Origin of the sequence: Microbacterium sp. WCS2018Hpa-9 (genome assembly GCF_031843745.1) — a bacterium.
Lineage (GTDB): Bacteria > Actinomycetota > Actinomycetes > Actinomycetales > Microbacteriaceae > Microbacterium.
Genome location: NZ_JAVTIY010000004.1, coordinates 191,474 through 211,444, shown reverse-complemented (window position 1 = coordinate 211,444; position 19,971 = coordinate 191,474). Strand labels below are relative to the sequence as shown.

Annotated in this window: 14 protein-coding genes; 8 read left to right on the top strand and 6 right to left on the bottom strand. The window is 67.8% G+C overall.

The genetic code is table 11. The features are described 5' to 3' along the window. Positions 1-19 precede the first annotated feature (19 nt). A complete protein-coding gene (locus RQG82_RS10340; protein WP_311259003.1) occupies positions 20-337 on the bottom strand; it encodes a hypothetical protein in 318 nt (105 codons plus the stop codon). A gap of 115 nt (positions 338-452) precedes the next feature. On the opposite strand from RQG82_RS10340, the gene RQG82_RS10335 reads away from it, so the two are divergent. Together RQG82_RS10335 and RQG82_RS10330 are read left to right on the top strand one after the other, a co-directional pair. Continuing rightward, positions 453-1,946: an L-serine ammonia-lyase, iron-sulfur-dependent, subunit alpha gene (locus RQG82_RS10335; RefSeq protein ID WP_311259002.1), complete on the top strand. Its 1,494-nt coding sequence runs from the start codon at positions 453-455 to the stop codon at positions 1,944-1,946. A 52-nt stretch (positions 1,947-1,998) separates the two neighbouring features. Then, positions 1,999-2,751 (top strand): AAA family ATPase, encoded by a 753-nt coding sequence (locus RQG82_RS10330; protein ID WP_311259001.1) that lies wholly within the window; start codon positions 1,999-2,001, stop codon positions 2,749-2,751. On the opposite strand, the gene hrpB is transcribed toward RQG82_RS10330, so the two are convergent. The 3 genes from hrpB to RQG82_RS10315 all read right to left on the bottom strand — a co-directional run bounded on the left by hrpB (position 2,748) and on the right by RQG82_RS10315 (position 7,565). Continuing rightward, a complete protein-coding gene (gene hrpB, locus RQG82_RS10325; RefSeq protein ID WP_311259000.1) occupies positions 2,748-5,300 on the bottom strand; it encodes an ATP-dependent helicase HrpB in 2,553 nt (850 codons plus the stop codon). The genes RQG82_RS10330 and hrpB overlap by 4 nt on opposite strands. A gap of 87 nt (positions 5,301-5,387) precedes the next feature. Continuing rightward, a complete protein-coding gene (locus tag RQG82_RS10320; RefSeq protein ID WP_311258999.1) occupies positions 5,388-6,983 on the bottom strand; it encodes an SPFH domain-containing protein in 1,596 nt (531 codons plus the stop codon). Positions 6,984-7,136: 153 nt separating this feature from the next. Beyond that, positions 7,137-7,565 carry a MarR family transcriptional regulator gene (locus RQG82_RS10315; protein WP_311258998.1) on the bottom strand — a complete coding sequence of 143 codons (429 nt, stop codon included), beginning with the start codon at positions 7,563-7,565 and terminating at the stop codon, positions 7,137-7,139. Between the two features lie 289 nt (positions 7,566-7,854). Here RQG82_RS10315 and RQG82_RS10310 point away from each other — a divergent pair, with 289 nt between their 5' ends. The 6 genes from RQG82_RS10310 to RQG82_RS10285 all read left to right on the top strand — a co-directional run bounded on the left by RQG82_RS10310 (position 7,855) and on the right by RQG82_RS10285 (position 17,184). After that, the gene (locus RQG82_RS10310) at positions 7,855-8,436 is read left to right on the top strand and encodes a DoxX family protein (RefSeq protein WP_311258997.1); all 582 of its coding nucleotides are present in this window, start codon (positions 7,855-7,857) and stop codon (positions 8,434-8,436) included. A gap of 45 nt (positions 8,437-8,481) precedes the next feature. Beyond that, a complete protein-coding gene (locus tag RQG82_RS10305) occupies positions 8,482-9,309 on the top strand; it encodes a universal stress protein (RefSeq protein WP_311258996.1) in 828 nt (275 codons plus the stop codon). A gap of 34 nt (positions 9,310-9,343) precedes the next feature. Continuing rightward, on the top strand, positions 9,344-11,026 hold the full coding sequence (locus RQG82_RS10300) for a GAF domain-containing protein (RefSeq protein WP_311258995.1): 1,683 nt from the start codon (positions 9,344-9,346) through the stop codon (positions 11,024-11,026). Further along, positions 11,023-11,664: a response regulator transcription factor gene (locus RQG82_RS10295; protein ID WP_311258994.1), complete on the top strand. Its 642-nt coding sequence runs from the start codon at positions 11,023-11,025 to the stop codon at positions 11,662-11,664. Before RQG82_RS10300 ends, RQG82_RS10295 begins: the two co-directional genes overlap by 4 nt. 145 nt (positions 11,665-11,809) lie before the next feature. After that, positions 11,810-14,341 carry a phosphoketolase family protein gene (locus RQG82_RS10290; RefSeq protein WP_311258993.1) on the top strand — a complete coding sequence of 844 codons (2,532 nt, stop codon included), beginning with the start codon at positions 11,810-11,812 and terminating at the stop codon, positions 14,339-14,341. Between the two features lie 8 nt (positions 14,342-14,349). Beyond that, positions 14,350-17,184 (top strand): cation-translocating P-type ATPase, encoded by a 2,835-nt coding sequence (locus RQG82_RS10285; protein ID WP_311258992.1) that lies wholly within the window; start codon positions 14,350-14,352, stop codon positions 17,182-17,184. On the opposite strand, the gene RQG82_RS10280 is transcribed toward RQG82_RS10285, so the two are convergent. Next, positions 17,159-17,800 (bottom strand): pyridoxamine 5'-phosphate oxidase family protein, encoded by a 642-nt coding sequence (locus RQG82_RS10280; RefSeq protein WP_311258991.1) that lies wholly within the window; start codon positions 17,798-17,800, stop codon positions 17,159-17,161. The genes RQG82_RS10285 and RQG82_RS10280 overlap by 26 nt on opposite strands. Before the next feature lie 115 nt (positions 17,801-17,915). Next, complete coding sequence (locus RQG82_RS10275; RefSeq protein ID WP_311258990.1) at positions 17,916-19,814, bottom strand: heavy metal translocating P-type ATPase; 1,899 nt, start codon at positions 19,812-19,814, stop codon at positions 17,916-17,918. Positions 19,815-19,971: the final 157 nt, after the last annotated feature.

Sequence of the window (19,971 nt, the reverse complement as noted above, 5' to 3'; positions counted from 1 at the left end):
AGAGCGAGGTAGGAGTCGCTCAGTCGCCCTCGTCGGTCTCCGGACCGTCGACGACCCCGATCCCGACCGCTTCATGGTCGGGCTCGGGGTCGTTGCGCGCGGGGGCCTTGGGCTCTTCGGAGGGCTCCTTCTCGGTGCTCGGCTCTTCGAGTTCGTCGTTGCTCGGAACCTCAGAAGGGTCCGCGTCCTCGGGGGAGTCGGCCTCGGCCGGCTTCTCGGCGGTGTTCCCCACATCCTTGAACTCGCCGGCGTCGCCGGAAGACGGCGTCGGGGTCGGTGCCTGCGCCTCAGGGTCGAGGTCGGAGGTCGGATCCTGGTCGGGCGTGCTGTTCGTCATGGTCGTCCCTTTCGCGTCGGATACCCCCTCAGGATCGGGCTCTGATTCGGCAGCGAGAAGGGCCTTGACGGCGGTGCCCCGACCCGTCTGCGCGCCCACGACGTAGGCTGAGGAGGTGACAGCGTACGTCTCGGCCTTCGATCTCTTCTCCATCGGAGTGGGCCCCTCGAGTTCCCACACGGTCGGGCCGATGCGGGCGGCGCTCGAGTTCGCCCATCGCCTGCGCTCGACAGGAGCGATCGATCGCGTCGCGCGCATCGGATGCACGCTGTACGGCTCTCTCGGCGCCACCGGAATCGGGCACGGCACCCCCGATGCGGTCGTCGCGGGGCTGCGCGGCCTGGCTCCCGAGACCTGCGATCCGGCTGACGTGCGGTCCGCCTGGACTGACCTTCGCGAGGGCGCGACGCTGCGGATCGACGGCGCGCACGAGATCCCGTTCGCGAAGACGGACATCGTGTTCGAGCCCCGCACCCGCCTGCCCGGTCACCCGAACGCGATGACGATCACCGCGTGGGATGCCGCCGGGGGCGTCGTCGCCGAGGAGACCTACTACTCCGTCGGCGGCGGGTTCATCCGTCGGGATGGAGAAGACGCGAAGCTCGCCTCGGCCCCGCTGCCGTATTCATATGCCGATGCCGCGTCACTGCTCGCGCTGTGCGATGAGCACGGGCTGTCCATCGCCGAGATCGCGCGACTGAACGAGACCGCGGAGCGCCCGGAAGAAGAGGTGGCCGCCGGGCTCGATGCGATCTGGGATGCCATGGCCGCGTGCGTCGAGAACGGACTGCACTCCGACGGCGTGCTGCCCGGCATGCTCAAGGTCAAGAGGCGTGCGAGCATGATCCGTGCCCAGCTCGAGGAGGCGGAGGCCGACGGTCATCGCGAGCTGCCCGGCGAGTGGTTGGGGGCTTTCGCGCTGGCTGTGAACGAGGAGAACGCCGCGGGCGGTCGGGTCGTCACGGCTCCGACGAACGGTGCCGCCGGCATCCTCCCCGCCGTCGCGATGTACTGGTGGCGGTTCCTCGCCGACTCCGGGCTCGGGGCAGGCAACGCCGTGACGCCTTACGGAGAGCTGGTCGGCAGCGCGCTGCTCGGCTTCGACGGCACGAAGGCGATCGACGCGGCGCAGGCCGAAGACGACGATGCTGTCGCCGACGCCAACCGTCGCCGCGGCATCAGGCGGTTCCTGCTCACCGCCACGGCGCTGGGGTCGCTGTTCAAGGCGAACGCCTCGATCTCGGGTGCGGAGGGCGGATGCCAGGCCGAGGTCGGCTCGGCCTGCGCGATGGCAGCCGGAGGGCTGACGGCCGTGATGGGCGGCACCAACCGACAGATCGAGAACGCCGCCGAGATCGCGATGGAGCACCACCTCGGACTCACCTGCGACCCCATCGGCGGCCTCGTGCAGATCCCGTGCATCGAGCGCAATGCGATCGCGGCGTCGACCGCGGTCACCGCGGCGCGCCTCGCGTTGCGCGGCGACGGGAGTCACTACGTCTCGCTCGATGCGGTGGTCGAGACCATGCGGCAGACCGGCATCGACATGTCGACCAAGTACAAGGAGACCAGCGAGGGCGGCCTCGCGGTCAACGTCATCGAGTGCTGAACTGAATCGTCGTGTCGGCGGTGGCCGTTAGCCTCCTTCCAGGGAGGTGCTGATGGATTCGATCTGGAAACCGGGCAGCCGACGACGACGTGAGCAGCCGATCGTCGCCGTGCGGGCGAACAGCGATGCGCCCGCGCCAGGGCGGCTCTGGCCGACGACGATCCCCGCGGTGGCGCAGGTGCTGCGCGAGGGGATCGATCTCGCACCCGGAGTCACGTTTCTCGTCGGGGAGAACGGCAGCGGCAAGTCGACCATCGTCGAGGGGATCGCGGTCGCCTACGGGCTCTCGCCGGAGGGTGGGTCGAGGCAGGCGATGCACAGCACCCGCCCGACCGAGTCGCCGCTGTCGGAATGGCTCCAGCTGCAGCGAGGTGTCGGTGCCGACCGGTGGGGTTTCTTCCTGCGGGCTGAGACGATGCACTCGTTCTACACATATCTCGAAGAGAACCCCTCGTCGCGCGGCGACGTCCCGTTCCACGAGATGAGCCACGGCGAGTCGTTCCTCGCGCTGCTCGACAGCCGTTTCGATTCGCCCGGTTTCTACTGCCTCGACGAGCCAGAGGCCGCGCTGTCGTTCCAATCGACGCTCGCGCTGATCGCCGTGCTCCAGCGCATCGTCGACGACGGCGGCCAGGTGCTGTGCGCCACGCACTCACCGGTGCTCGCGGCGTTCCCGGGAGCGCAGATCCTCGAAGTGGGGGAGTGGGGCATCCGCCCCGCCGAGTGGAACGATCTCGAGCTGGTCAACCACTGGCGGTCGTTCCTGCAGGACCCGCCGCGGTATCTGCGGCACCTGCTCGACTAGCGCGCGGCGCGGTTCTTGGTGTGCTTCGTGGGCACGGCGGCCCAGGGGTCCTCGGGCCACGGGTGCCGCGGGTAGCGCCCCCGCATCTCGGCGCGCACCTGGCCGTACGGACCGGACCAGAACGAGGCGAGGTCGTCGGTGACCGCGAGCGGACGCCCCGCGGGCGACAGCAGATGGAACAGCACCGGCACCCGCCCGTCGACCAGTCGAGGGGTCGCTGCCCAGCCGAAGCACTCCTGCAGCTTCACGGCCACGACCGGCCGCGCGGTGGCGTCGTCGGGCTCGGGGTAGTCGATGCGGATGCGCGAGCCGCTGGGCACCTCGAGGCGCTCCGGGGCCAGCTCGTCGAGTCGCGCTGCCTCAGGCCACGGCAGCAGTCGGCGCAGCGGCGACGACAGAGAGATCCGCCCCGCAGGCGTGCCACCGGCCAGCGCATCGAGCTCGGGAGCCAGCCACTCGTCGAGAGCGTCGAGCAGCCCGGCATCCGACACATCAGGCCAGGGCGCGCCCAGCTCGCGCCGCAGCAGCCCCAGCCGACGGCGCAGCGCTGCCGCCGTGTCAGACCAGGTGAGCATGCCGAGCCCCTCGCGCCGGATCGCGCGGCGCACGGCGTCGCGCCCATCCTCGGCCGACGCCCGCACAGGCGAGGACGAACGCAGGATCGCGCCGACGCGGCGTTCCCGGCGCGCCTGGACGCGCCCGGCCGTGAATTCTGCCTCGACGCGGTCGGTCATCAGATGATTCGCCGCGCGCTCCATCTGCGCCTCGGTGAGCACGGCGGCCGATCGGATGATCGCGCCCGAGCCGGCAGCCGCCCGTGCAGAGGCGCGGGCGACGTCGGCGACGGCGAGCCACTCGACAGCCCCGAGCGGACCACGCACTCCCGCCCGGGTTCCGGATGCCAGCAGGAATGTCGCCCCCTCGGCTGTGCGCTCGACGCGATGGGCGATCCGCTCGGGAAACGCCAGAGCGATCACGAGGCCGACGCCGTCGAGGCCCGATCGCGCGTCCGGTGCCTGTCGGACCATGCGCTCGAGTCGATTCGCATCGTCACGCCATCGGCGCGCATCCGGTGTGCGTCCGCCCCGCAGAGAGATGAGCGCCTGCGCGACGTCGGCCTCGGCGATACGCAGGTCGCCGCCGAGCACCGCGACGACCTCGGCCGCGAGCCGGCTGCCGACCACCGGGCTGCCGTCGCGGAGAGCGCGCGCGAGGCGAGGGTCGGCAGGAACCCGTGCGAGAGCTCGGCCATCGGCGGTGGCGCGACCCTCGTCGTCGATCGCACCGAGACCACGAAGCACCGAGAGGGCATCAGCCAGGTTGTCTGCGGGCAGCGGGTCGATCATCCGCAGACCTGCGCCGCCGGGAGCGCCCCAGCAGGCGAGCAGCAGAGCGGCATCCGCGAGGTCGGTCACCGCGATCTCCGGGGCGGGGCGTGCAGGGGCCGCCGCATAGGAGCGCTCGTCGACGCACCGGATGACGACGCCGGAGCCCTGGCGCGTGGCTCGACCGGCTCGCTGCACGCACGACGAGCGCGACGCGGCAGTCGTGACCAGACCGGTCATGCCGCGGGTCGCGTCGCGCTGCGGCTGCCGCGAGAGACAGCTGTCGACCACCAGACGGACTCCCGGCACCGTGAGCGAGGACTCGGCCAGCGATGTCGTGACGATGATGCGCGGAGGGTCTGACGGCCCACGGCCGCAGATCACGGCATCCTGCTCGGCAGCGGGGATCTGGCCGTGCAGCTCCCGCACGTCGAATGCGTGGCTCGCGTCACGGATACGGCGGGCGATCTCCGACACCTCGCGGGCGCCCGGTGCGAACACCAGCACGTCGGCGTCGGGGTTCTCGCGGTGCAGGTCGAGGGCCGCTGATGCGGTGGTGCGGGCGACGTGATCGAGAAACCCCCAGGTGACTCCGCGCTCGTCGAGGCGCGGCGTCGGGCTCGGAGCCCAGCGCTCGGTGAGCGGGAAAGCCGGGACGTCGTGGTCGACGATCGCCGCGGGAAGGTCGTCTGTGCCGAGAACTGCCGCGATGCGCGCGGCATCGAGCGTGGCGGACATGGCGACGACCACGAGGTCGTCCCGCAGCTCGCGCACCTCGGAGAGCAGGCCGATCAGCAGATCGGTCTCGAGTGCGCGCTCGTGCACCTCATCGAGGATCACGGCATCCACGCCGTCGAGTCCTGGGTCGTCGATCATGCGCCGAAGCAGCACTCCGGCGGTGACGAACTCGACCCGGGTCTGCGGTCCCGCCGAACGCTCGCCCCGCACGGTGAAGCCCACGCGGCTGCCGATGGGCGAGCCGTCGAGCTGCGCGAGGCGCCGAGCGGCCGCCCGAGCGGCGACGCGGCGCGGCTGGGTGACGATCACTCGTCCGGTTGACCGCGATGCCAGGAGCGGCGGCACGAGTGTGGTCTTGCCCGTGCCCGGCGGGGCACTCACGACCACGGATCCGCCCTCGTCGAGGGCGGTCGAGAGCTCGTCGAGAGCAGCCGCGAACGAGAGGCCCGCGCCGATGGCGGCGAGGTCGAAGGCGGCGGGCGGCATGCCTCCAGTCTGCCCGGTCTACGACTCCGGAGACGACGGATGCCGCGACCGACCCGGCCGCGGCATCCGCTGTGTTCTGTCGGCTGGCTACTCCGCTGCGGGAGCCGGCGGTGCGGGCGGCGGCGGAGTGGTCGGGGTCGACTGGCGCATCGCCGGAGCAGTGGCCGCGGCCACGCCCTCGCCGATGCCACGGCCCACGGCCTGACCCTGGATGATCGACGCGAGGTCGAGGCCCGTGGCCGCGCTGACCGTGTCGAACACCGACTTCAGCGCCTTCGCACTATCGGCGCCGACGACGTCCGAGGCGCCGGCATCGCCCGAGCCTCCGATGATCGACACGTTGCCGATCGCGGCATAGCCCTTCGAGAACTCGGCCATGATCGACGGCAGGGTGTCGAGAACCCGCTGCGACAGGAACGCGTCCTGGTTCGACGCGATGGCCTTCGCCTCTGCCTCGACGGCTGCGGCTCGCGCCTCACCCTCGGCACGGATGGCGTCTGCCTCGGCGTTCGCGCGCAGGCGGCGTGCCTCGGACTCGGCCTCGGCCTGTGCCCGCAGCGCGTCTGCCTCACCCGTCGCACGGGCGATCGCGGCTGCGGCTTCACCGTCGGCCTTGGCCCTGTCGGCCTGGGCCTGCTGCTCGGCGATGCGAGTGCGAGCCTCGGCCTGCTTGACCTGCTCGATCGCGCTGGCCTCTGCGGCACGCTCACGCGTGTAGAGCTCGGCCTGAGCGCGGGTCTCGGCCTCGTATCGCTGGGCGTCGGCGACGCGCTTGACGTCGGCGTCGAGCTGAGCCTGACGGTTCTCGGCCTGCTGCTGCAGAACGGCCTGCTGGGCCTGCTCGCGGGCGAGGTTCTCTGCCTGCTCGGCCTCGGCACGCGCACGGCCGATGCCGGCGTTCGAGTTCGCCGTGTTCGTGTCGAGCGCGGTCTGCTCGATCAGGTTGGCTTCCTGGTTCGAGATGTTCTTCTGGTTGATCGCCCGGTCGGCGTTGGTCTGCGAGATCTCGGCGGACTGACGCTTCGCCTGGATCTCGGGAGCACCGAGCGACTGGATGTAGCCGACCGCGTCGGTGATGCCCTTGATCTGGAACGAGTCGAGGATCAGGCCCTGCTCGGCGAGCTCCTGCGAGACGTCGGCGGCGATCTGATCGGAGAACTTCTTGCGCTCGCGCATCAGCTCGACGACCGACAGCGTGGCGACGATGCCGCGGAGGGCACCTTCGAGCTGCTCGGTTGTGAACTGCTCGATCGCGGCGTCCTGCGAGGCGAAACGCTCGGCAGCGCGGCGCACCAGAAGGGGGTCGGACCCGATCTTCACGATCGCGACACCGTCGACGTTCAGGGTGACGCTGTCGAGTGACTGGGCCTCGGCGTTGAGCGAGACCTGGCGCGAGCGCAGCGAGATGATCTCGTGGCGCTGCGTGATCGGGTTGACGAGCGACTTGCCGTTCACGATGACCGTGACGGGCGACTCCGACATCTCGTCACGGCTCGTGCCGTCGGCCCCGAGCACCGCCAGCTGCACCTTCTGCTTGCGTCCCGAGATGACGAGCGCCTCATCGGCGCGCGCGACCTTGATCCAGCTGCGTGCGAACAGCAGCAGGATGAGCAGGACGACGATAGCGATGGCTATGCCGATCCCGACGATGATGAGGATGCCTACGATTCCGGCGATCTCCATGGATGACCTCCCTGGTTCCCCCCGAGGGGGCGGTCTTGGATGCCGACGCGGCCGCGCGGGCGTTCACGCTCCACCCTGCCAGAGATCGGGGGATGCCGTCGCGGGTGTCGACAACTCGGGAACGCGTCGCCTCGGGAACGACCTGCGCGTCGGTCAGCGCGCGCGGAGCTTCTCCGCCAGATCGCGCAGCGTCTTCAGTTCTGCGTCGTCGAGACGCGACATCCGCTCGGCGATCGAGCGCCCATGCACCGTGGCGACGCTTCGGAACTCACGGACGCCGGCATCCGTTGCTCTGATCAGCGCACCGCGCCCGTCGTCGGGGTCGGGGCACTTCGAGACGAGGCCGCGGGCGACCATGCGGTCGACGAGGCGAGAGACACTTGGCTGGCTGATCAGCATGTTCGCGGTGACATCGCGCAGGCGAGCTGACATGCCGGGGGAGCGCGTCACGGTGAGCAGGACGTCGTACTCGGCCTGACCGAGGTCGGTGTGATCGAAGTCGGCGTTCATCTCGGTGAACAACTCGTGCTGCGCGCGGAACAGGCTCTCCCACGCCTCAACGGCGAGCTTTCGATCGGTCATGGTGAACAGCGTAGTGCGAACAGTAAAGGGCCGGTCGGAGAGGCTCCCGACCGGCCCTTGTCCCTTGCACCAAGAGTGTCCTGCAATCACATGCGGTGTATGCCACAGCAAACATTCACCGTGCGATCACTCTATAACGGCGAGATAACGAATGCAACGGTTTGGTCACGGAATCTTTGGCGGCTTTGCGCGCCGGGACCTTCGGCCCTGGTCGCGAGCGCGCGGACACCGGAGGGTGGGTATATCCCGTCGCGGCGTCTCGTCTGCGGCACTACGCGAAGGATTCGCCATGACTGCTCTGCACACCCCGCCTGCGCACTCGACGGAACTCGCGAACGCCGCCGAGGGCGATGAGGCTCACATCGTGACAACTCCGGGCGGGCGCCGCTGGCTCGCAGTGCTGAGGCTGGCGACCGGCTTCATCTTCCTCTGGGCGTTCCTCGACAAGACGTTCGGCCTCGGCTACGCGACCCCGCCGGAACGGGCGTGGATCTCCGGCGGAACGCCGAGCCAGGGATTCCTCAACAGCGACTCGGTCATCGGTCCGCTGAAGCCGTTCTTCGCCGCGATCGCCAGCCCCGTCAGCGATGTGCTCTTCATGGTCGCGATGCTCGCGATCGGACTGGCCGTGATTCTCGGTGTGGGGCTTCGTATCAGCGCCGTCGTCGGCTCCCTGCTCATGATCGCGATGTACCTCGCGGAGTGGCCCTTCGGCGCCAACGCGGCCTCCACGAACCCGCTGGTCGACTACCACGTCATCTACGCCCTGTCCCTCATCGTCATCGCCGCTCTTGCTGCCGGGGACACCTGGGGATTCGGTCGACGGTGGAAGGCGTTCCCCTTCGTGCAGCGCAACCGCTGGCTCGTCTGAAGAAACGGCAGAGAGCCGCAGCTGTGCGGGAGGATGGCAGGCCTGATGAAGACCATCGTCGTGGGTTTCGACGGAACCGACGCGTCGCTCGTGGCGGTGGACTGGGCGGCTGAGAGAGCCGCCCGCGGCGCGACTCGGATCGAGATCGTCGCGATCGGAGGCAGCCTGGTGTCGGACGACTCCCGGCTCGACGAATCACTGCGCAGCGCCGAACTCCGAGTGCTCGACAGCGCACCTGACTGCGACGTCACCTCTCGAAGGGCGGGGGGAAACATGCCGGGCTCCCTGTTCGAGCAGGCGGCTGCAGCCGATCTTCTGGTCGTCGGTGCGCACCGTGACGGTGCGGCGAACTCGATGCTGTCCGTACGATTCCTGCGACACCTGGCGAGAACCGCGGTCCCGATCGTGATCGTGCCGGCCCACTGGACGCCCTCGGCGGCTTCGGTCGTCGTCGGATTCTCCGGCTATGAGACGTCCTCGAGGGTCATCGCCGAAGCCGCCGGGCACGCGGACGTCATCGGTGCGTCGCTGGCGATGGTGCACGCCTGGCAGATGCCGGTTCCGCGGATCGAGGGGCCGATCTCGCTCAGGGCATCACCGATTCAGGTGAGGGCCGAGCATTCGAAGACTCTCCGCAGCGCTGCTCTCAGATCCAGCACCGAGCATCCCGACGTGCATGTCGAGCAGGTCCTGTCTCATGGGGACACTGCTGAGGTTCTCCTGGAGCGTGCACGGGACGCCTCGCTGCTGGTCGTCGGCGCGCCTCATCGGGGCCTCCTGGCCGACGCTCTGCTCGGATCGGTCATCCACGAGCTGCTCACCCATTCCTCGATTCCGATCTGCATCGTGCCGAACACCGCGCCGGTCGACTGATCGCTCGATAGACTCGCGACGACGGGAGGCAGCGATGTCCGATCGTTCACGGCGGGCCGATGAGGCCGCCGACGCAGCACTCGCACAACGCAGGCTCCGAGATCTGCTCGACGCGAACGCCTCCATCGTCGAGCGCTTGGATCTCGAGGTCGTGCTCCGCAGGATCGTCGAGGCGGCGATGAGGCTGGTCGATGCACCCTACGGTGCTCTCGGCGTCATCGCCCGAAATGGTGGCATCGAGCGCTTCATCCACGTGGGGATGGATGCAGCCACGGTGGAGCGGATCGGGCACCCGCCCGCCGGGCACGGACTCCTCGGGGCGGTGATCACCGAACACGCACCGATTCGAGTCCCTCACCTCGCCGAGGACTCCCGCTCCACGGGCGTTCCCGAGCACCACCCACCGATGGATGCCTTCCTCGGGGTTCCGGTGCGCGTGGGCGACCATGTCTACGGCAACCTCTATCTGACGTCGGGGGACAGGGGTCCGTTCACCGAGGAGGACGAGAGGCTGGTCGTCGCCCTTGCGGCCACGGCGGGAATCGCCATCGAGAACGCGCACCTGTACGACCTCGCGAAGACCCGCGAGATCTGGAGCGAGACGACCGCCGACGTGATGGCCGCGATGCTCGAAGTCTCCGACGAGAGCGTGCTCGAGGTCATCGCCGAGCGCGTCGGTGCCTTGATCGATGTCGATCTGGTGGTCATCGCTGTGCCGCACGGAGAGGATGATCTCCGCGTCACCACTGTGCACGGCGCTGGTGCAGCTGCGCTGCGGGGGCGTGTCTTCCCCGCAGCCGGAACTCTCGCGGCCAGAGCGCTTGCAACGCAGCGGGCGGCGAGCGTCGTCGGAGACGCCGACGCTGAGGGCGGCGCTGACGCCGACCAGGCGCCGGTCGACTGGCAGCCGGGGTCTGGTCCCACCGTCGCCATCCCGCTCTACAGCGGCGCCGAGCCACTGGGTGTTCTCACGCTCTCTCGCAGGCTGGGAGCCTTTGCATTCACCGACGCGGACCTGGACCTTGCTTTCGCGTTCGCCGGACAGGCCAGCGTCGCCATCGAAGTCGTCCGAGCTCGAGAGGACAGACGGCGCCTGGAGACGAACCGAGATCGTGCCCGGATAGCGCGTGACCTGCATGATCACGTCATCCAGCGCCTCTTCGGGGCGGGTCTGTCGCTTCAGGCGGTGTCGGGGACGGTCGACGCCGCAGCATCCACGGTCCTCGAGACGCAGATCGACTCGATCGACGCCGCGATCAAGGACATCCGGACCGTCGTGTTCGCGCTGGGAGCAGGTGAGCGCGGAAGCCAGAAGCGGACCCGCGATCGCCTGCTCGACACCGTTTCTGAAGTCTCCACTGGCCTCTCATCCACCCCCCGCATCACCTTCTCGGGGCCGCTCGACTCGCTCATAGAAGCACCGCTCGCGGACGAACTCGTCGCAGTGCTCCGCGAGTGTCTGACCAACACGGTCAAGCATGCTCAGGCTCATCATGTCGAAGTGGCCGTCGAGGTCGCCGACGGCGTCGTCGTTCTCACGGTGATCGACGACGGCCGTGGCATTCCGGGCGGAACGCGATTGAGCGGACTGGCGAACGTCACCGAACGCGCCCGGCTTCGAGGCGGCCTGTGCACCATCACCGCAGAGTCGCCCACGGGGACGCGCATCGAATGGACAGCGCCGGTCGGCGGCAGCGGCCAGTCGGGAGAATCATGATCCGCGTCTTTCTGGTGGATGATCACGAGATCGTTCGGCGCGGAATCGCACAGCTGATCGACGCGGAGGGTGATCTCTCGGTGATCGGGGAAGCAGGCACGTTTCACGAAGCAGTTCGGCGAATCGATGCCACCCTGCCCGACGTCGCCGTGCTCGACGTCCGGCTCCCGGACGGCGACGGGGTGACCCTGTGTCGCGACATCCGTTCCACGCATCCGGAGATCGCGTGCCTGATCCTCACGGCCTACGACGATGACGACGCTCTGCGGTCGGCGATCCTGGCCGGCGCGAACGGATACGTCCTCAAAGACATCCGCAGTGGCGCGCTCATCGACGCCGTTCGACGCGCCGCTGCCGGAAGCTCGATCCAGTCCTCCGAGGTGCTGCAGCGTGGGGTGACTGCCATCCGGCCGAACCCGCGGAGCACCGAACCGGCCGGTTTCGACCTGACGATGCGTGAGACCCAGGTGCTCGACCTGATCACCGGCGGCCTGACCAATCGTGAGATCGGAACCAGACTCGGTCTCGCCGAGAAGACGGTGAAGAACTACGTCAGCGGACTGCTCGCCAAACTCGGCATGGAACGCCGCACCCAGGCGGCCGTCTACGGTTCCGAGCGGAAACACAAAGGCGACTGAGCAGCGCACCGGGGGACCTTCGCCCCTATGGGCGCGCCGGCGGATCCTTCAAGCTGTCGTTACTGCACCCGGGTCGGGATGCACTCGGCCCGTGTCGCTGTCAACCACGTGCCCTGACCGCCTCCGGATGACTTAGACATCGAACATGAGCGAAAAGAGCAGATCCATGATCGCCCGCGAACCGACAGCATCCATCTCCGATCGCGGAACCGCAGCGTTCTCCTATCGCGAGGAGCCCGAGCTCAGCGATGAGACGCTCGGGCAGCTCGATGCCTGGTGGCGCGCCGCGAACTATCTGTCCGTCGGGCAGATCTACCTGCTCGATAACCCACTCCTTCGTGAGCCCCTCGCCCGTGAGCACATCAAGCCGCGGCTGCTCGGCCACTGGGGCACGACGCCCGGCCTCAACTTCCTCTACGCGCACTTGAACCGCGCGATCCGGGAGCGGGAGACGAGCACGATCTACATCACCGGTCCTGGGCACGGCGGGCCGGGGATGGTCGCCAACGCCTACCTGGATGGCACCTATTCCGAGCTGTACTCCGAGATCGGGCAGAATGCGGACGGCGTGCAGAAGCTGTTCCGCCAGTTCTCGTTCCCCGGCGGCATCCCCAGCCACGCGTCGGCGGACACACCCGGTTCGATCCACGAGGGCGGCGAGCTCGGCTACGCCCTCTCCCACGCGTATGGGGCAGCCTTCGACAATCCCGATCTGCTGGTGGCGGCTGTGATCGGAGATGGTGAGGCAGAGACCGGGCCGCTGGCGACGAGCTGGCATTCCAACAAGTTCCTCAACCCGCTGACCGATGGCGTGGTGCTGCCGATCCTGCACCTGAACGGCTACAAGATCGCGAACCCCACAGTGCTGGCTCGGATTCCCGAGGAAGAACTGCTGAGCCTCATGCGCGGCTACGGACACACGCCCTACATCGTGTCGGGGGGCTTCGACGGCGAGGACCCGATGGCGGTGCATCGCCGCATGGCTGAGACGCTCGACGCGGTGCTGAACCAGATCGCGGAGATCAAGGCGTGGGCCGCCGCGGGAACTCTGCAGGAACGGCCGGCGTGGCCGATGATCATCCTGCGCACTCCGAAGGGCTGGACCTGCCCGGCAGAGATCGACGGCCTTCCTGCCGAGAACAACTGGCGCTCCCACCAGGTTCCGCTCGCCAGCGCGCGCGACACCCCAGAGCATCTCGAAGTTCTCGACGGATGGCTCCGGTCCTACCGACCGGAGGAGCTGTTCGACGAGTCGGGCGCGCCGATGCCTCTCATCTCCGACCTCGCACCTTCGGGAGATCTGCGGATGAGTGCGAACCCGGTCGCGAACGGCGGTGTTCTTCGACGCGACCTCGTGCTCCCGGATTTCCGCGACTACGCGGTAGACGTCCCTTCTCCCGGCGCGACGGTGAACGGAGCCACGCGCGTGCTCGGCAGATGGCTCACGGACGTCATCCGATCGAATCCCGACAACTTCCGCATCTTCGGACCCGACGAGACGGCGTCGAATCGCCTCGGCGCTGTGCTCGAGGTCACCGACAAGCAGTGGAACGCGGACTACCTGCCTTCCGACGAGCACCTGGCTCGTGCCGGCCGCGTCGTCGAGATGCTCAGTGAGCACCAATGCGAAGGCTGGCTGGAGGGCTATCTGCTGACCGGGCGGCACGGCCTCTTCAACACCTACGAGGCTTTCGTGCACATCGTCGACTCGATGTTCAATCAGCACGCCAAGTGGCTGAAGACGAGTAAGGGGATCCCATGGCGCCGCCCGATCGCCTCGCTCAACTACCTGCTGTCGTCACACGTGTGGAGGCAAGACCACAACGGCTCGTCCCACCAGGACCCCGGATTCATCGACCACGTCGTGAACAAGAAGGCCGACGTGGTGCGCGTGTACCTGCCATTCGACGCGAACACGTTGCTGTCCGCGTACGACCATTGCCTGCGAAGCGTCGATTACGTCAACGTCGTCGTGGCGGGCAAGCAGCCCACCTTCAACTGGCTCAGCATGGACCGAGCCGTCGAACACATGACCCGCGGCGTCGGCATCTTCGAGTGGGCCGGCACCGAAGTCGAAGGCGAGAAGCCCGACGTGGTGCTCGCCTGCGCCGGCGACGTGCCGACGCTCGAAGTGCTGGCCGCGGCATCCCTTCTGCGCGAGGCGACTCCCGACCTCAAGGTCAGAGTCGTCAACGTCGTCGATCTGATGCGCCTCGTCAGCGAAGGAGAGCACCCGCACGGGATGAGCGACCGCGAATACGACGCCATCTTCACCACCGACCGTCCGGTTATCTTCGCGTACCACGGGTACCCCTGGCTGATCCACCGGTTGACGTACCGACGCACAGGTCACGCCGACCTGCACGTCCGTGGATACAAGGAGGAGGGCACGACGACCACGCCCTTCGACATGGTCATGCTCAACGACATCGACCGCTATCGCCTCGTCATGGACGTGCTCGATCGTGTGCCAGGACTCGGCGAACGATACGCAGGTCTTCGTCAACGGATGCAGGACTCGCGCGTACGTGCCCGTGCCTACACGCGGGAACATGGCGAGGACATCCCCGAGGTCGCCGACTGGACCTGGACGGCCGGTCCGGAGTCGCAGGCCCGCGAGGTGAACACCGGCGTCGGAGGCTCGAACACGGGCGGCCCGGACAACCCTGAAGGATGAGTGACAGCATGCTGGACGCTGCGGTCGCCGAGGCCTTCCTCACCGACGCTGATGTCGTGGCGGCCAGTGCGCACGTCGACCCGGAGGTCGGGCTGTCGGACGAGGAAGCAGCGCGCAGGCTCGAGGTCGACGGCCGCAACGAACTGCGGGGCAAGCGCGCGGTGCCGGTCTGGCGAAAGGTCCTGGCGCAGTTCCAGAGCCCCCTCATCTATCTGCTTCTCGCCGCCGTGGTCGTCTCGCTCGTCGCATGGATCTTCGAGGAGACGGAAGGCCCGCCCATCGATGCGATCGTGATCGCGGCGATCGTCGTGCTCAATGCGGTGCTCGGGTACACGCAAGAGGCCAAAGCGGCGCATGCCGTCGCCGCACTGGGCGCGATGACTGCCGCGGCTTCGACCGTGCTGAGAGCCGGCGAGCTGAAGACCATCCCCTCCGCTGAGCTCGTGCGCGGTGATGTGCTCGTCCTCGGCGAAGGGGATGCGGTAGGTGCGGATGCCCGGCTGTTCACGGCGAATGCGCTGCGGATACAGGAGGCATCTCTGACAGGTGAGAGCGAGGCGGTCACCAAGCACGCGATGACGCTGACAGGACCTGCGCCCCTCGGCGACCGCGTGAACATGGTCTACAAGGGAACCGCGGTTGCCCAGGGGAACGGGCGCGCCGTCGTCACCGGCGTCGGGATGTCAACCGAGGTCGGGGCGATCGCCGAGATGCTCGATGCCACCGTCGAGGCCCCGACACCTCTGCAGATCGAGATCAATCGCATCGGGCGGATGCTCGGCATCATCGTGGTGATCATCGCCCTGGTCGTCATGATCACGATCATCGTGCTCGAAGGCATCACCACACTCAGTGGTCTCGTCGTCGTGCTGTTGCTCGGCGTCTCCCTGGCGGTTGCTGCGGTGCCGGAAGGGCTTCCGACGATTCTGTCGGTCGTGCTTGCGATCGGAGTGCAACGGCTGGCGAAACGCAACGCGGTGGTGAAGAAGCTCAGCTCGGTGGAAGCTCTCGGCTCTGCATCGGTGATCTGCACCGACAAGACGGGCACCCTGACGCGCAACGAGATGACGATCCAACGCGTGATCACCGCTTCGGGGAACGCAGACGTCACTGGTGTTGGCTACCGCCCCGATGGCACGGTGACAGGCGATGGCGAGGAGCTGCGCGACGACCTGCGGTACGAGGTGCAGCTCGTCCTCGGCGTGGGATCTCTCGCCAACGACGCGCAGCTGACGGAAGACGGCGGGGAATGGCGGATCCAGGGGGATCCCACCGAAGCGGCATTCCTCGTGGCGGCCCGCAAACTTCGCGGGACGACGGAGCGCATGGATCGCTTCGAGCGGCTGGACGAGATCCCCTTCACGTCGGAGCGGAAGATGATGTCGACGCTCCATCAGGACAACGACGACGGGCAACGACTCCTGTTCAGCAAGGGCGCGCCCGATGTGCTTCTCCGTCACTGCACCCACCGACAGGTGGGCACCACGATCGAGGCCCTCACCGATGAGGCGCGGGCACAAGCTCTCTCTGATGTGGAAGGGCTCTCAGCGGACGCCTTCCGCACTCTCGGCATCGCCTACCGTCTGCAGGACGAAGACGACGGGGCGGCTGTCGACGAGGCGCTCGAACGGGATCTCGTGTATGCGGGGGTCGTCGGCATCATCGATCCGCCACGCGCGGAGGCCGCAGTCGCGATCATGGAAGCGCATCGCGCGGGCATCCGCATCATCATGATCACCGGCGACCACCCCACCACCGCAGCCCGAATCGGCTCCGACCTCGGCATCGTCGACTCCTCCGCCCGCGCCGTGACCGGTGCGGAGCTCGACACCTTCGATGACCGAGAACTGCGCGATATCACCCGCACCGTGTCGGTCTACGCTCGCGTCTCTCCGGCGCACAAGCTGCGCCTCGTCGATGCACTGCAGCAGGACGGCAACATCGTCTCCATGACGGGTGACGGCGTGAACGACGCGCCCGCCCTCAAATCCGCTGACATCGGCGTCGCCATGGGAGTCACGGGTACGGAGGTCACCAAAGAGGCCGCACGCATGATCCTCGCCGACGACAATTTCGCGACCGTCGTGGCGGCGGTCCGCGAGGGGCGAGTGATTTTCGACAACATCAAGAAATTCCTCCGCTACCTGCTGTCGTCGAACTTCGGCGAGGTGCTGACGGTCTTCCTCGGCGTCGTCTTCGCCGGCGTGATCGGCCTCACCGATGCGACCACCGACGCGATCGTCCTGCCTCTGCTCGCCACTCAGATCCTGTGGATCAATCTGCTCACCGATTCCGCCCCGGCGTTGGCGATGGGGATCGACGCCGAAGTCGACGACGTGATGGCCCGGCAGCCGCGCAAGCTCAGCGACCGGGCGATCGACGGACGCATGTGGGGCGGCATCCTCTCGATCGGCCTCGTGATGGCGCTGGCCACGCTGTTCACCATCGACTTCTTCCTGCCCGGTGGCCTCGTCGAGGGCGATGACACCCTGGAGGTCGCCCGCACCGCCGGATTCACGACCCTCGTCTTCGCGCAGCTCTTCAACGCCTTCAATGCCCGGTCGGAGACAGCCAGCGCCTTCCGGTCGCTGTTCACCAACAGGTGGCTGTGGGGTGCGATCGGCTTGGGCATCATCCTGCAGATCGCCGTCGTCGAGGTGCCGTTCCTGCAGGTTGCATTCGGAACCGCGCACCTGGACCTCGTGCACTGGGCAACGTGCGTCGCGCTCGCGTCGCTCGTGCTCTGGTACGACGAGATCCGCAAGATCATCCTGCACGCCGCCGCCAAGCGGCGCGCGACGGGCGACAAGGCTCAGATCAGCCGAACGGAGGGAAGTGCGTGATCGGAAGGCGGCGGACGGCGTCGCGAGACTGATGGCTGGTTCGCATCACCGTGTCATCCACGGAACGCGTCGGCTCCTGGGCGCCGATCGGGTGCTTGACGGTTGCACTCGTCTGCGGTGCGGTACTGCCCTCGGACCTGTCGATGAACCGGCGTCCGGAGACTGCGGTGGGCTCGATGCACACATAGTTGTACTTGGCCGTCGGGCTCTGGGAAGCCAAGAACTTGACGCCTGAATCGTGGATCTCCTTGTCGCTGTCGAGGCGCCGCAGCCCACCATGGACGACCACACTCCACTGGAACCCCGATTCTTCGCCGTCGATCTCCAACGCGACCACCGGATGAAGGATGATCGCGGCGAGCTTCGAACCCGGGGCAGATCGGAAGTAGATCGCCCCGTCGTACACGGTGTAGTTGAGGGGGAAGATGTCCGGGGCGCCGTCCCGCCCGGTGATGGCGAGGCGCCCGAACGACTCGGCCTCGATGTGGTGCCAGCAATCCTCCGTCAGCAGCTTCTCGACGCCGACGGAAGTCTCCACGTCGGCCGTGCGCGAGCCTGGTTCGCCGGCAGCAGTCGTGTTCTCCTCCGGTCGGATGCCGTAGGCAGATGAAGTCATGGTTCGCTCCTTCGTTCCTTCCATTCGACACCGACTGCTGACAAACCGGCAGGGCCGAAGGTCCCACCGCAGCACTGCGCCACCCCTTCCGGAGCGAATGCGACACGCACGCGGGTCAGAGGCCCTCGGTGGCGCTCCCGACTGCGGAATGTGTCCTTTCCTGCTCGACGGTGACGAGTCCGGTGGGAGGACCTGCGAGTGCACGGAGGGCGTAGAGGATCGTCGCAAGGTCGACGGCTTCCTGGACGAGAGCACCGGCGACCGCGGGGATGACCCCTGTCATCGCGATGAGCATGAGTCCCACGCTGAGCCCGATACCGATCCAGATGGCAGTGAGCGCGACACGGAGAGTGTGTCGTCCGATGGCGACCGCATCGACGACCTTCGTCAACGAGTCGACGAGGATGACGACGTCGGCAGCGTCGCCCGCTGCTGTCGCTCCTCGTGCGCCCATCGCGACGCCGATGTCGGCGGCTGCCAGCACGGGCGCATCATTGACCCCGTCGCCGACCATCATCATCGGTCTCGGATGAAGGTCGGCGGCGAGCCTGACCTTTTCCGGCGGGAGGACTTCTGCGTGGACGTCGTCGATCCCGACCTCGTGCCCGACGGACTCCGCCGTCGATCGGGCGTCTCCGGTGAGCATCGTGATGCGCTCGATCCCGTGGGCGCGGAGCCAGGACACGACCTCGGCCGCTTCGGGCCGCGGCGCGTCGGCGAGGATGAGGACGCCTCCGAACCGACCGTCGATCGCCACGTAGGCCGCGGCTTCACCCGTTCCGAGAGTTGCGCGCACAGTGTCGGGGGCGAGCGATGCGACGTATGCCGGCTTGCCGACGACGATCGTGCGACCGTCGATGACGGCCACGACCCCGTTGGTCGCGACTTCGCTCGCGTCGTCGGAGCGGTGCAGAACGAGCCGACGGTCCGCGGCGGCGCGGCGGATCCCTTCGGCGAGCACGTGCGATGAGTACTGCTCGGCGGATGCCGCAAGCATCAGAAGTTCGTCGGCGTCGACGCCGGCGGCGGGGCGCACGTCGACGAGGTCGGGTCTGCCCTGCGTGAGTGTGCCGGTCTTGTCGAACGCTGCAGACCGCGCCCGGGCCAGCTGCTCGATCACGGCACCACCCTTCATGATCACTCCGGCCTTGGCCGCCCGGGAGAGCCCGCCGAGGAATGCGACGGGTGCGGCGATGAGGAGCGGACACGGGGTTGCCAGAACGAGCACTTCGGCGAATCGTGTCGAGTCGCCGGAGATGGCCCATGCGGTGCCGGCCAATACGAGAGCGACTGCCGTGAACGGAATGGCGAAACGATCGGCGAGACGCACGACCGGCGCGTGCGATCCTTCAGCTGCGTGCACCAGCGCCACGATCTGCTGGTACTGGCTGTCGGCGCTCGATCGCAGTGCGCGGATTCGAACTGCCCGAGCTCCGTTGATCGCCCCGGACAGCACCTCGCCCCCGGCATCGCGAGAGACCGGCATGCTCTCGCCGGTGAGCGACGATTCGTCGAACGACCCTGACTCCGAGAGCAGCACGCCGTCGATCGGCACGATCTCGGACGGACGCACCAGCAGCGTGTCGCCGACCGCGACATCGTCGACCGCGACATCCCGAACTTCCTCCGAGTCGGGTGCCAGCGGATGCACGAGAACGTGGGCGATGCGCGGAGACCGATCAAGCAACGCCGAAAGGTCCCGTTTCGCGCGGCGTCCTGCAAAGTGCTCCAGCGCTTCACCGCCCGCGAGCATCAGGACGATGATGAGGGCCGCGATGTACTCTCCTACGGCAAGAGTGGCGACCATCGCCACGACCGCGAGGATGTCGAGCCCGACGTGTCCGCGAAGCACATCCCGCACCATTCCGATGAGCGTCCAGACGACGAACGCTCCGACATACGCAGTGGCGATCCATCGTCCGACGGTGTCCATCCCGACAACGTGGAGAGTGAGCACCCCCGCGAGAACGATGGCGGTGATGATGATCACGGGATACTGCCGAACGAAGCGCATGGCCTCAGCCTGTCCGCCGCCCGGCCCCGGCGCCAGGGGTTGCGGTTCTCATGACCGCGGGTCGCTCGTTGGCCGCTGCGATCGCGGTGTGACTTTGGTCCCACACCTCGCGCAGTGAGTGGCCGCACAGTGGAGAGATGGGGCAGCGAACTCGCCG